Source organism: Streptomyces sp. CB09001, from assembly GCF_003369795.1.
In the GTDB taxonomy this organism is placed as follows: Bacteria; Actinomycetota; Actinomycetes; order Streptomycetales; family Streptomycetaceae; genus Streptomyces.
This window is the reverse complement of the sequence record NZ_CP026730.1, coordinates 675,958-689,054: the sequence shown is the minus strand read 5'-3', so window position 1 is coordinate 689,054 and position 13,097 is coordinate 675,958. Positions and strand designations below refer to the sequence as shown.

The following is a 13,097-nucleotide window of genomic DNA, read 5'->3' as shown; positions in this document are numbered from 1 at the left end:
CTGTGAAGGAACGGTGTTGCGTGATCACGAACGCTCTGTGACCGATGGGTAAAGAAGACTTCTGGGGCGTTCTTGCCTTTCGTGTCGATATGGGCGTCAGGCGGTCGCGGGTGCCGCCGTCAGCGCCTCCCGGAGCCGCCGCGCCTGTGTCACCAGCCGTGACGTGCCGCGGCGGTCCGCCACCCCCGACAGGTGCGGCAGAGGGCCCCGTTCGCCCGTCCGTTCGGCAGACTCGGCCGCAACGGCCAGCAGTTCGCCGAGCCCACGGGCCGAGGAAGTCGTCGCGGCACCCGTGGAGAGGTCGGCGAGCAGCACGGGCAGCACCTGGCGCAGGACCTTCCACACCGTGGCGTGCGCACCCGTCGCGGCGGCGGTGCGCACCGCGTCGGCGAGCCGCGCCGGCTTCACCGCGCCGCGCCGGACCAGCTGGCCGAGATCCGCGCCCAGCCGGTCGGCTTCCAGCCGACCGCGCGCCGCCAGTATCAGCAGGGCGTCCACCGCGGCGAGCCGGTCCTCGGCGTGCCGCGCGCCGAGCCCGTACGCCACGGACAGACGCGCGGCCTCGCCCGTCTCGCCGTCCGCGTCGGCCAGGTGGGGCAGCACCGCGGCGGCGGCGCCCTGCTGGTCGTGCACGGCTGCCTCGGACACGTCCCGCAGCAGCCGCGCGGCCACCAGCTCCGGGCGCTCGGGCAGCAGGGCGAACCAGTGCGGGCGCATCTCGCCGCGCCAGTGACTGCAGTACCAGCGGTCGGAGTCCGGGTTCACCGGACGCCCCAACAGCCGCAGTGCGGCGGGGAACTCCTCCGACCGGAGGTCGGGCACCTCGCCGAGTTCCACCAGGATCCGGCTGTCCGCCGTCCGCCGCGTGGCGGAGGGGGCGGTCCGTTCGGTGAGCAACCAACGCGCGAGCCGCTTCCCCTCATCGGTCCCCAGTGCCGCCGCGCGTTCCGCCGCCGCGAGCGCCGCCGGGCGGTCGTCCCGCCGCACCCGCAGCAGTGCCTGGCCGAAGTCGACCGCCGCGATCCGGGCGCCCGCGCGGCGGTAGGCGTCCAGGCGGTCCACCAGCTCGCCGGGTTCGAGCAGACCCGTGCTCCAGGTGGGGGTGGCCAGCAGGAACGGCTGGGGATCGGTGCGCAGCCGGTGGGCCACCTCCCACACCCGGGCCTCGAAGGGGCGGGCCAGGGAGTTGTGCGCACAGCCGGAGTTCGTCAGGCCGTTGTTGACCACCCGGTGCAAGGTGTCCGTCCGGACCTTCTCGCACAGGGTCGCGAGGAGGAGGTCGAAGGCGCGTGCGCCGTCGAACAGTTCGTGGCGGCGGGCGAAGAAGTCGTCCGACCGGTGGCCGTGGCGCAGCTCCGCCTCGGCCCACCAGCGGCGGGCGACCACCGGTTCGAGGGCCGCCAGCAGGGCTTCCCGGTCCAGGTGGGCGTGCCGGACCAGCCCGTCCAGGGCGCGCTCGAACGCGGACACGTCGCTTCCGGAGGCCAGCAACGCACTGATCTCCTCGGCGACTTCGACCGCCGCCGCGGGCGCGGGGGCCAGGCGCACCGGCTGCGGCGGCGGAGGCAGTACCTCCTCGTGGGCCACGGGCACAGCGTCCGGCGGTGTCGCCCCCAGCGTGCGCACCGCCCGGGCACGCAGGGCGGGGATCAACTGCTCGGCCGCCCCGGCCAGCTCCTCCCGGACTGCCGCGGCGGTGACCTTGCCGATGTGCCGCTCGACCAGCTTCAGCGCCCGCTCCTGCGCGTCGGAGTCCTCGTGCCCGAACGCCCGTGCGGCGGCCGGCAGCAACTCACCGGCCGCGGACCGGTTCTTGGTGAGTACCTTGCCGAGCAGCACGAGCTGGGCCCGCACGAGCTTCTTCTCGGTGCGGAACAGCACCGCCTCGGTCATTTCCGCGAACCTCCGCGGGGGCAACTCTCCGGCCAGGGCCAGGGCGCCCAGCACCGACTGGGCGTGGGCGGCCACCGTCGGCATCGCGTCCGAGGCGAGCGCCGTCCAGTCGGCCGTCCGCAGACGCTCCTCCTCGCGGGTGAGGGCCAGGTCCTTCAGCAGGCGCAGGAACACCCGTAGCTCGGCCGGTGCGCCCCCGCGCAGCAGCCGTGCCACGCACGCGTCGACCACGGCCCGCCGGTCGAGCACGCCCTCGCCGCTCAGCCGCGCCAGGGCGCTGGTCCAGCTCTCGGGTCCGTCGCCGGACAGCCATCCGAGTTGCGCGCCGACGCCTTCGGTGCGGAAGAGGGCGGCGACCAGCTCCGCGAGGTGCGGGTCCCGGCGCAGGCGGTCGCAGACCGTGCCACCGCGCTGCCAGCCGCCGCCGACGTGGGTCAGCCAGCCCTGGACGTACGCCTCCGTCGTCGGCACCGGGCAGCCGGACAACCGCACCAGGCCGGCCATCAGCTCGTACGACACGTTGGAAGCGGCCGGTCGCTGGGCGAGGCGGTGCGCCACGTCGGCCAGCCACCCGCGATCGCGGTCGCCCAGCACGTGCAGCAGGACCGCCGGTGACGCCTGCGACCAGCGCATGTCGACGGCCGCGAGCCAGTTCGCCACGGCCGCCGCACCGGTCTGGCACGCCGCCCCGGCCGCGTGCAGGGCGGGGTGGGCCCGGCGGGACTCCGCGGACCAGCGAGACTCCCTCAGCTCCTGACGGACGGTCTTCAACTCGGGGAAGCAAGCGCGCCGCTCCGGGTCCGTCATGCCGTCGAGCAGCGCCACGACCTCGGCCGTCCGGCCCGCTCGCACCGCCGCCACCAGCAGCCCCGTCGGGTCCGCGGTCGCGGTCGCAGCCGGGGTCGCCACCGCACTCGCCACCGTCGTCGTCATCGCGCACCCCCGTCGATCCGAACCGCACCCTGCGGCTCGCCGGAACCCCGCCGTACCATCCGTACCGCCAGCGCGTGCTTGCACGGACCGCGCCCGCCCCGGTACTTGGCCCACCACAGGCAGCTGCAGGAGAGCACTCCCGCCTCCTCGCGCACCCGGTGGACATGGCCGTCCTCGGCCGTGACCGTCCCGATCGCCCCGTCCAGGGCGACCGCGCCCGCCGCAACCAGGGCGCGGGCCGAACGCAGCCGCGGATTGTGACGCTCCACCCGCTCGGCGTCGTACGGCAGCTCCCGGTGGAAGTAGGCCGCCTCCGCGGTGTCGTACCCGACCCGCCCCGACGTGCCGAGGCGGACCAGCGCCGCACGCACCCGCTCGGCGGTCAGGCCCGAGGCGGCGGCCAGGTCGGCGATGTCGATCCGCGGCTCCCAGGCGAGGAGCACCGAGATCAGCTCGGCGTCCGCGGCCGCCTCGTCAGTGGCGAGCGCGTCGAGGACACCGCCCTCCCCGGAGAACCCGCGCGAGGCGTCGGGGGACAGGGTGAGGGTGAGCCGCATGCCCGGCAGGAGCACCTCCCAGGCGGAGGCGGTGGCGGCGGCCCCCGAGGCGACCGCCGGTCCGTAGACCCGCAGGGCCGTGGCGTGCCGCAGTACGCGCTGCAGCGCGGCCAGCCGCTCCGGACCGGGCAGGCACACCGCGCCGGGCACCGCACGCGTCGTCGGACGCAGCGAACGCCCGGACGGCACCACCCACCGGGGGCCGGTCGCCCCGCTTCTGCCGCCGCGGGGCAGCGCGCGCAGGAAGCGCACCGCCTCGGCCGCGTCCAGTTCGGCCCGCAGGTCGAAGCCGGCCGCTATGACCTGGGCCTCGGCGAAACCGCGCAGCCACCGGTCGGGCAGTGGCACCTTCTTCTCCACGACCGGGCCGTCCACCGTGGTCACGGCCAATTCCTCTGGGCCGACCCGCAGATGCAGCGGGTCGTCGGCGCCGATCCGGGACAGGGCCTCACGCAAGGGGTTGTTGACGTCGACGTTCGTCGTGCCGTGCCCGACCTCGCCGCCGTCGAGACCCGCCTCCAGCACGTCCAGGCGGGCGTAGACCCCGCCGCAGCCGGAGAAGGACTCGAAACGGAGCCGGTCGCCGCTGCCCGTCACCACCGGGTCGAGCGAGGCCCGCAGCTGCGGCTGGTAGTACCGGCGGGCGGCCACGTCGGCCACCGCGAGCAGTGCCGCGGACGCCTTCTGAGGAGACGTCAGGAACCCGGCGAAGAACCGCGGATGGTCCACGGCGCCGGCGGGCGTCGCGCCCCGGGAGGTTTCCAGCCCCAGGTGCTGTCCGCCCGCCGCGGAGTCCAGCACGGAGGGTCGTCGATAGGCCACGGCCTGCAAAGATCGCGTCATGGAAAAACCGTAGAGGCGACCACTGACAATCGCTTTGACCTGCGGATACGACCGCTGCGGAGGGGAGGTTGAAGCACCCGCCGCACGACGGCGGCGCGAGGCCGCGCACCGGGGGATGACGCCGGCGCGCGGCACACCCGACAGGCTACGGGACTACTGGCCCACCCGGCCCGGCCGCAGCACCTTCGTGAACAGCACCGTGCCGTCCTGCTCGCGCAGCCGCACCGTCATCTCGGCGCTGTCGCCGTCGATGTCGACCTCGCCGAAGAACTGGTAGCCGCCCGCGGGCGAGACGTTCGAGGCGGTCGGCGCCTTCACGAAGACCCGTTCGGGACCGAAGGTGCCGTCCAGCGCACTGGCCGGGAACGCGCCCGCGTTGAGCGGCCCCGACACGAACTCCCAGAACGGCTCGAAGTCACCGAACGCGGCCCGCGAGGGCTGGTAGTGCTGGGCCGAGGTGTGGTGCACGTCGGCCGTCAGCCACACGGTGCCGGTGATCCGGCGGTGCTTGACGAAGCGCAGCAGTTCGGCGATCTGCAGCTCGCGCCCCAGGGGTGCGCCGGGGTCGCCCTGCGCGATCGCCTCGATGTGGGGCGCGCCCTCGGTGGTGTCCGGCACGACGAGTCCGATCGGCATGTCCGCCGCGATGACCTTCCAGACCGCACGCGACCGTGCCAGTTCCCGCTTGAGCCACTCCAACTGCTCGCGGCCCAGGATGCCCTGCGGGTCAACGGACTGTTCGCCGGGGGAGTTGGCGTTGCGGTAGGTCCGCATGTCCAGCACGAACACGTCGAGCAACGGGCCCTGGCGCAGCACCCGGTGCACACGCCCCTCGCGCGCGCCGGGGCGCAGGGTGGAGACCGGGAAGTACTCGCCGAACGCGCGCCGGGCGCGGGCGGCCAGGACGTCGACGCTCTTCTCGGTGTACCGGTCGTCCGTGTCCGCGATCACCTGACCGGGGTACCAGTTGTTGCGCACCTCGTGGTCGTCCCACTGGATGATCGACGGAACCCGCGCGTTGAAGCGCCGCAGGTTCTCGTCGAGCAGGTTGTAGCGGAAGTTGCCGCGGAACTCGGCGAGGGTCTCGGCGACCTTGGACTTCTCCTCGGTAGTGATGTTCCGCCAGGTGCCGCCGTCGGGCAGGGCGGCCGTCTCCGCGATGGGGCCGTCGGCGTAGATGTTGTCGCCGCTGCACAGGAAGAAGTCCGGGTCCAGGGCGCCCATGGCGTCGTAGATGCGGTAGCCGCCGAGGTCGGGGTTGATGCCCCAGCCCTGGCCCGCGAGGTCGCCGGACCACACGAAGCGCACGCCGTCGCGCCGGCGGACCGGCACGGTGCGGAAGGTGCCGGTGACCGGCTCGCCGGTGCGGCGCGGGTCGTCCGGGTCGGCGAGGAGCACGCGGTAGTGGATCTGCTCGCCCGGCGGCAGGCCGCGCAGCCGGGTGGTGCCGGTGAAGTCGGTGCCGCGCCCGAGCAGCGGACCGTGCCAGCGGTGGGGGTGGCGGAACGACTCGGTCGCGGACGTCTCGACGATCATCCGGGCCGGCCGGTCGGACCGCACCCACACCAGACCGGAGTGCGAGGTCACGTCTCCGGCCTGCACGCCCCAGCCCGCCCCCGGCCGCCCGGAACGGGCGAACGCCGGCGCCGCCCCGAGGGCGGTGGGCAGGGTCAGGGCGGCCGACGCGGCGAGCGAACCGCGCAGGACGCCGCGGCGGCCGGGCAACGGACGACGTGGTGACATGGATGCGCCTCCAGAGACGGAATTCGGCCAGTGTCCGGGCCGGTGTGAAGCCAGACCTACTGGCACGGCGAGGCGCCCACGGAAATTGCGGGTGAACAACCCGGACGGCCCGGGCGGATCGTCGCTCGCGTGTGGCAGGGCCAGCGTCACACCGCCCGGGCCATCCTCTCCAGCCCCGCCCGGATCCGTCCCGGCGTCAGGTGCGCGTACCCCAGCACCAGCCGCACCTCCTCGCCCGCCGCCGGACCACCTGCCCCCGGGCCCCCGGCCGCCCCGCCGTGCCCGTACGCCGCCAGGCCGCGGACCGCGACGCCGGCCTCGCCCACGCGCGCGAGGAACCCGTCCTCGGGCCCGTACCGCTCCGGAAGCGTGGCGATGGCGTGCAGGCCGGCGGCGATGCCGGTGACCCGTGCGCCGGGAAAGTGCTCGGCCAGCGCGTCCACCAGGGCGTCGCGGCGCTCACGGTAGGCGCGCTGACAGACACGGAGCTGGCGGTCGTAGTCGCCGCGCTCGACGAAGCGGGCGAAGAGAGCCTGGTCGAGGGCCGGGTGCCCCAGGTCGGTGGTGCGCTTGCGTTCGACGACGGCGTCCGCCAGCCAGTCGGGCACCAGCAGCCAGCCCAGCCGCAGCCCCGGGGCCAGCGACTTGCTCACCGAGCCCGTATAGGCGACGCGTTCCGGGTCGAGCCCCTGGAGCGCGCCCACGGGGGCACGGTCGTAACGGAAGTCGCCGTCGTAGTCGTCCTCCAAAACGAGGCCGTCCACGGACCGTGCCCAGTCGAGCAGTTCGGTGCGCCGCCGCGCCGAGTAGGCGATCCCGGTGGGGAACTGGTGGGCCGGTGTCGTCACCACGAGCCGGACGCCCGACGCGTACAGCGGGTCCGTGGCGAGGCCCTCGTCGTCCAGGGGGAGGGGCACGGTGCCGAGGCCCGCCGCGGCGTACAGGGCGTGGTGCTGAGGGCTGCCGGGGTCCTCGACACCGGCGGTGCGCGTCCCGAGCGCGTGGAGCACGCCCGCCAGCAGCGAGGTGGCCTGAGCCACGCCGGAGACCACCATGATCCGTTCCGGGTCGGCCACCACGCCCCGGCGCCGCGCGAGCAGCTCGGCCAGCGCGGTCCGCAGCCGGGGCAGGCCGCGCGGGTCGGGGTAGCCGAGGCTCTCGTGCGGCAGCTCCGTCAGCACGCCCCGCTGCGCGGCGGCCCACGCCGAGCGCGGGAAGAGCGACAGATCCGGTGTCCCCGGCACGAAGTCGACACGATCGGCGGGGGAGCGCGGGGCGAGATCACGCGCGCGCGGACGGGCGGCCCGTACGGCGTCCCCCACCCACGTCCCCGCGCCCCGCCCGCTGCGCAGATAGCCCTCGGCCGTCAGCTGCTCGTATGCCTCCGTCACCAGCCCCCGCGACACCTTGAGGTCGGCCGCCAGGTCCCGGCTGGACGGGAGGCGGGTGCCCGGCGTGAGCCGGCCCGAGCGGACCGCGTCGCGCAGGGCCTCCTGCAAGGCGCGGCCACGCGCGCGTGCCGGTGCCGAGACGGCGGGCAGCAGCAACTCCCAGGCCGCGCTGCCGGCGGCGGAGCCCGGAGGGCCGCCAGGAGGGTCGCCCGGACCGGTCGACGGCGTCATGAAAGAAGCCCCCCGAACATCACGTCTGCACCACGCCTTCTCAATCATCCCCACTTTACGAGGGGTTGGACCCGCTGGTGCGTAAACCGGAGTGACAGACCACAGCGAGGGGGCAGGCCGAGACCGCGCCCCGGAATCGTACGCGCAATCCAGGAGCGCCCGTGGACGCCAAGAACCGTTTCGAGACGAAGACCACCTTCGCTCTCTCCCGACTCGAATGGCTGGGCTTTCTCACCGTATCGCTGGTGCTCGCGTTCCAGCACCTCACGGAAATCCGCTGGGCCGTCTTCGTGCTGCTGTTCGCGGTGATCGACGCCGTCGGATACCTGCCCGGCGCGATCGCCTTCCGGCGCAGCCCGGACGGACACGTTCCGCGCGCCTGCTACGTGGCCTACAACACCATGCACAGCCTGGTCACAGGGGGTGTCCTGGCGGGGGCGTGGGCGCTGTTCGTCCGGCCGGAATGGGCCCTGCTGGCCCTCCCGATCCACCTCATGGGCGACCGGGCCCTCTTCGGGAACTCCCTCAAACCCTTCGGTGTCGCCTTCGAGCCGGAAACCACCCCGGAGTTCCGCAGGTTCGAGCAGCGGTACCACTCGGCGGCGGATTCCGGGGAAAGCGCCGCCGCGCGGCCCGCCGTGGAGGACGCCGATGCCGTCCGTGCTTGACACACTCGCCGCGCACAGCGACAACCCCAGTTCCTTTCTCGCCCTCAACAGCGGGAACGCGTACTTCCACGACGGCGGGTTCGACGGCGCCTGCGCCTATCGCACCTCGGGCCGCTACGTGCTGCAATTCGGCGGCCCGTTCACCGCGCCGGAACACCGTGCACGCCTGCTGGACGCGTTCGCCGCCCACGCCGGCCGCCGTCTGGTCGCCGTGCAACTGCAGCGGGCGGACGCCGAGCTGTACGCGGCGCACGGCTTCACGGTCAACCAGCTCGGGGCGTCGTACGCGGTCGACCTGAGCCGTTTCACGCTGCGCGGCTCACGGTTCGTCCGGCTGCGGAACAAGATCTCGCGCGCCCGGCGGGCGGGCCTGGAAGTCGCCGAGGTCATGGCCGGCGACGACTGCGCCGAACTGGACCGGATCGACCAGTGCTGGCTGCGGGACAAGGGCCGGCACGTCAAGGAGCTGCGCTTCCTCGTCGGCCAGCGCAACGGGAGTCTGCAGCGGCACCGCCGTCTGTTCGTCGGCCGGATCGACGGCGAGACGGCCGGCTACATCAACTACTCGCCGGTCTACGGCAGCCGCTCCGGCTGGCTGCACGACCTCAGCCGGCGCCGCCCCGACGCTCCGCCCGGCGTGATGGAGGCGCTCAACGCCACCGTCGTGGAACGGCTCACCGCCGAGGGAGCGGGCTGGCTGCACTTCGGCTTCACCCCGTTCACCGGGCTCGACCCGGAGCACGAACTGCCCGGTGCCAGCCGTATGTTCACCCGGTTCGCCCGTCTCCTGGCCGAGCACGGCGACGCGATCTACCCGGCGGCCTCCCAGCTCGAGTACAAGCAGAAGTGGGCCCCGCACGTGGTCCTGCCGGAGTACATCGCCTTCCGCGGCAGGCCCCGCCCCGGCGCGGTCTGGCAGTTGCTGCGCGCCACCAACGCCCTCTGAGCCACCGCGTCCACGGCCGCGCGAGTGCCGCCCCGATTCCGTATTCATCCCATCCTGGAGGACCGCACGCCCATGAGATTCCTAGAGCGTGAACGCGCCACCCTCGCGAAGCTGCTGCCCGAACTGGACCCCGCCCTGCGCGAGGCCCCGCTGATGGAACTGGAGCGGCCGGGCAGCCCGGGCATCCGGCACTTCCGGGACAGCGGCGGTCCAGGACTGCTCGTCCCCGAGGCCCACCAGGGCCGGGGCGCCACCGCGCTCGACGCGCTGCGCGTGCAGCGGGCCATCGGCAGCCGCTCGCCGTCCCTGGCCGTGGCCACCACCATGCATCACTTCTCCATGGCCACCCTGGTCGGGATCGGCGGCCTCGGCGACGGCTTGGAATGGATGCTGATCGAGGGCGTGGCCTCGTCCAACCGCGTGATCGCCTCCGGCTTCGCCGAGGGCCGCAGCGGCGCGGGCATCCTCGACCCGTCGATGACCGCCACGGTGACCGCGGACGGCGTCCGGATCAACGGCGTCAAACGGCCGTGCAGCCTGGCCCACTCCATGGACGTGCTCACCGCCAGCGTGCTGATCCCGCGCGAGGACGGGCAGGGCGACGAACTCGCCGTAGCCCTCGTGCCCGCGGAGAGCGAGGGGATGAGCGTCAGCGGCTTCTGGTCCAGCGCCTTCCTCGCCGGGGCCGAGAGCGAACAGGTCACGCTCACCGACGTCCTCGTACCGCCGGAACTCCTGCTGCGCACCGCGACGACCTCCGGCGAACAGCTCGACGAACTTCAGACAGCCGGTCTGATCTGGTTCCAGACGCTGATGACGGGCAGCTACCTCGGCGCCGCGAGCGCGCTGGTGGAGCGGGTGCTGCTGAACGACCGGATCCCCGAGCACGAGCGCGTACGCCTCTTCGTCGAGACCGAGGCCGCCATGGCCACCGCCGAGGGCGTCGCCCGGCGTATCGACGCCGGTGACCTCGACGAGTCGGCGCTCGCACAGGCGTTGTACGCGCGCTACGGCGTCCAGGACGCCATCGCCCGAGTCGTCCCGCGCGCGGTCGAACTCCTCGGCGGCCTCAACTTCATGACGTCCGACGAGGTGGGCCACCTGGCCGCCTGCGCCAACGGACTCTCCCTGCACCCGCCGTCGCGCTCCAGGATGACCGCCCCGTTCTCCGCGTACCTGGCGGACCGGCCACTCGCCATCGCCTGACCGCGCCCCCACCGTCCATCGGTGTGCCGAGACCCGTTGGGAGAACACACCCCCATGCCGTCAGACAACCAGCGCCTCGCCCTCCTGCCCGTCGGCCGTACGGGACGGCGCGACCGCCCTTCCCTGCTGCTCACCGGCGGTTCCGGAGTGCTCGGACGTGTCCTGATCGACGAGCTGTCACCCGACTTCGACCTGCTGTGCCTGCGCCGCAACACACCGTTGCGCGATCCGCGGGTGCGCGAGCTCCAGGGCGACCTGGTCGCTCCCCGGCTCGGCCTGAGCCCACGGGCCTGGCACGAACTGGCCCTTGAGGTGGACGTGGTGCTGCACTGCGCCGCCGAGACCAACTGGCGGACCCCGCCACAGGACATCACGCGCACCAATCTGCGCGGTGCCGACAACATGCTCGACCTGGCGGCCCGGGCCGACGCCCCGCTGTACCTGGTGAGTACCGCGTTCGTGGCCAACACCCCCACCGAGGAGGACCGTCGGCGGTTCCCGGGTGCGGCCGCCTACCTCGACTCCAAGGCCGGGGCCGAACAGATGACACGCGAGGCGGGCGTGCCCGGCGCCATCGTCCGGCCCTCGGTCGTCATGGGTGACTCCGTCAGCGGGCGGATCGCCGGTGAGCAGGGGCTGACCAGGACGATCGGCTCGATGGTCCTGGGGCAGGCCCCGGTGCTGCCCGGAGCCCCCGAGACCCGGATCGACATGGTGCCCCAGGACTATGTCTCTCGGGCCATCGGCGACCTGGTCCGGGGCGGTGTGGCCGACGGGGAGTACTGGCTGACGGCCGGCAAGGAGGCCATCGGGCTGCGGGAGTTCGCCGACGTCTGCGCGGACGTCGCCGTACGCCACGGCCTGCCCCGGCCCCAGCGGCCCCGGCTCATCCCGGTCGATGCCGTTCACCGGCTGCTCCTGCCCATGCTGGAGGGCACCTCGCTGCCCGCGTCCCTGAGGCGGCGGCTGGAGTACTACGCGGAACTGCTGCTGGTCTTCCAGCGGGAGCTGCCGTTCGACACCTCCCTCGGCGAACCCGACTGCGGCACCCGCCTGGCCCGGACCGACATCCGGGCCGCGCTCGTACGCAACGCGGAGAGCTGGGCCGCGGACAGGGCCGGCCTGCTCACCCGGAACCGATCCGCCGCGACCGCCCCCACGGAGGTGGCGTCATGACCGTGTCACCCCCGTCCACCGGGACCGCCGGGCCGTCCGCCGGGTCCTCCGTCTCGACCACCGGGACCACCGGGCCGTCCGCCGGGTCCTCTGCCTCGACCACCGGGACCGCCGGGCCGCGCTCCGGGACCGCCACGCCGACCTCCGCCCCGTCCTCCGAGCCCTCCGCCCCGCGCGCCGGAACCGCCGCGTCGGCCGACCGGCCCGACATCGTGGACCTCTACCTGAAGCACATCGGCTCCGGCCGTGCCGTGATGGGCCGGGTCATGGGCGGCATGGCCGAGGTCCGCTCCGAGGGGGTCTGGATCCACACCGACGACGGCCGCCGCTTCCTGGACTTCGGCGGCTACGGCGTCTTCATCATGGGCCACCGCCACCCGGCCGTCGTCGAAGCGGTGCACCGGCAGATCGACACCCACCCGCTGGCCAGCCGCGTCCTCCTCGAACCCGTCGCCGCCCGGGCCGCCCAGGCCCTGGCCGCCCACACCCCGCCCGGCCTCGACTACGTCCACTTCGTCAACTCCGGCGCCGAGGCCACCGAGGCGGCCCTGAAACTGGCCCGCGCCCATGGACTCACCTCGGTGATCACCACCCGCAGCGGCTTCCACGGCAAGACCCTCGGCGCGCTGAGCGTCACCGCCAACGCCACGTACCAGACGCCCTTCCAGCCCCTGCTCCCGGACGTCACCCAGGTGGCCTACGACGACCCGGCCGACCTCGAACAGGCACTGGCCGCCCGCCGCGACCGGGCCTGCGTCATCGTCGAACCCGTCCAGGGCGAGGGCGGCGTACGCATCCCCCGCCCCGGCTATCTCAGCCAGGTGCGGGCGCTGTGCCGGGCGTACGGCGCCCTGCTGGTCGTCGACGAGATCCAGACCGGCATGGGACGGCTGGGGACCTGGTGGGGCGTCGACGCCGAGGGCGTGCGTCCGGACGTGCTGCTCGTCGGCAAGGGACTCAGCGGCGGTGTCGTACCGGTCGCCGCGATGGTCGCCACCGCGGAGGCCTACGCCCCCTTCAGCCGCGACCCCTACCTGCACACCTCCACCTTCGGCGCCTCGCCGATCGCCTGCGCCGCCGCCCTCGCCACCGTACGGGCCATGGAGGAGGAGGACACCGTGGCCCGGGCCGCCGCGCTCGGCCCGCGCATCCTCACCGCCGTACGGGACGTGTGCGCGCCGTACGAGGGCGGACTGGTCCGCGAAGTGCGCGGCCGGGGTCTGCTGATCGGTATCGAGTTCGCCGAAGAACAGGCGGTCGGGGAACTGCTGCTGGAACTGATCTCCCGCGGTGTGCTCGTCAACAACTCCCTCAACTCCACCCGGGTGCTGCGGCTGACCCCGCCGGCCGTGGTCGAGGACGCCGCGCTCGACCTGTTCCTCACCACCCTCGGCGCGGCCCTGCGCGGCACGGCCGACCGTATGACCGGCTGACACCGGCTCCTGGCGCCGGCGCCAGCCACCAGCTCCGGACACCCGCGTCCGAAAACCCTCCGGGAAGGAACCGAACG

General features: G+C 73.6%; 9 protein-coding genes. 5 read left to right on the top strand and 4 right to left on the bottom strand.

The window, feature by feature from the left end; translation table 11 throughout:
* Nucleotides 1-96 precede the first annotated feature (96 nt).
* The 4 genes from C4J65_RS03185 to C4J65_RS03170 form a co-directional block, all read right to left on the bottom strand.
* Nucleotides 97-2,826: a DUF6493 family protein gene (locus tag C4J65_RS03185; protein ID WP_162832993.1), complete on the bottom strand. Its 2,730-nt coding sequence runs from the start codon at nucleotides 2,824-2,826 to the stop codon at nucleotides 97-99.
* Nucleotides 2,823-4,226 (bottom strand): SWIM zinc finger family protein, encoded by a 1,404-nt coding sequence (locus tag C4J65_RS03180; protein WP_115740994.1) that lies wholly within the window; start codon nucleotides 4,224-4,226, stop codon nucleotides 2,823-2,825. Before C4J65_RS03180 ends, C4J65_RS03185 begins: the two co-directional genes overlap by 4 nt.
* 153 nt (nucleotides 4,227-4,379) lie before the next feature.
* Nucleotides 4,380-5,969 (bottom strand): alkaline phosphatase D family protein, encoded by a 1,590-nt coding sequence (locus C4J65_RS03175; RefSeq protein ID WP_115740993.1) that lies wholly within the window; start codon nucleotides 5,967-5,969, stop codon nucleotides 4,380-4,382.
* A gap of 146 nt (nucleotides 5,970-6,115) precedes the next feature.
* The gene (locus C4J65_RS03170) at nucleotides 6,116-7,591 is read right to left on the bottom strand and encodes a PLP-dependent aminotransferase family protein (protein ID WP_115740992.1); all 1,476 of its coding nucleotides are present in this window, start codon (nucleotides 7,589-7,591) and stop codon (nucleotides 6,116-6,118) included.
* A gap of 161 nt (nucleotides 7,592-7,752) precedes the next feature.
* On the opposite strand from C4J65_RS03170, the gene C4J65_RS03165 reads away from it, so the two are divergent.
* The 5 genes from C4J65_RS03165 (at nucleotide 7,753) to C4J65_RS03145 (ending at nucleotide 13,020) form a co-directional block, all read left to right on the top strand.
* Nucleotides 7,753-8,259, top strand: coding sequence for a hypothetical protein (locus C4J65_RS03165; protein WP_115740991.1), 507 nt, complete (start codon nucleotides 7,753-7,755; stop codon nucleotides 8,257-8,259).
* The gene (locus C4J65_RS03160; RefSeq protein WP_115740990.1) at nucleotides 8,243-9,205 is read left to right on the top strand and encodes a DUF2156 domain-containing protein; all 963 of its coding nucleotides are present in this window, start codon (nucleotides 8,243-8,245) and stop codon (nucleotides 9,203-9,205) included. The genes C4J65_RS03165 and C4J65_RS03160 overlap by 17 nt, the downstream gene beginning before the upstream one ends.
* Before the next feature lie 72 nt (nucleotides 9,206-9,277).
* Entirely contained in the window at nucleotides 9,278-10,411 is a 1,134-nt protein-coding gene (locus C4J65_RS03155; protein WP_115740989.1) for an acyl-CoA dehydrogenase family protein, read from the top strand.
* Between the two features lie 54 nt (nucleotides 10,412-10,465).
* The gene (locus C4J65_RS03150; RefSeq protein WP_115740988.1) at nucleotides 10,466-11,587 is read left to right on the top strand and encodes an SDR family oxidoreductase; all 1,122 of its coding nucleotides are present in this window, start codon (nucleotides 10,466-10,468) and stop codon (nucleotides 11,585-11,587) included.
* The gene (locus C4J65_RS03145) at nucleotides 11,584-13,020 is read left to right on the top strand and encodes an aminotransferase class III-fold pyridoxal phosphate-dependent enzyme (RefSeq protein ID WP_115740987.1); all 1,437 of its coding nucleotides are present in this window, start codon (nucleotides 11,584-11,586) and stop codon (nucleotides 13,018-13,020) included. Before C4J65_RS03150 ends, C4J65_RS03145 begins: the two co-directional genes overlap by 4 nt.
* Nucleotides 13,021-13,097: the final 77 nt, after the last annotated feature.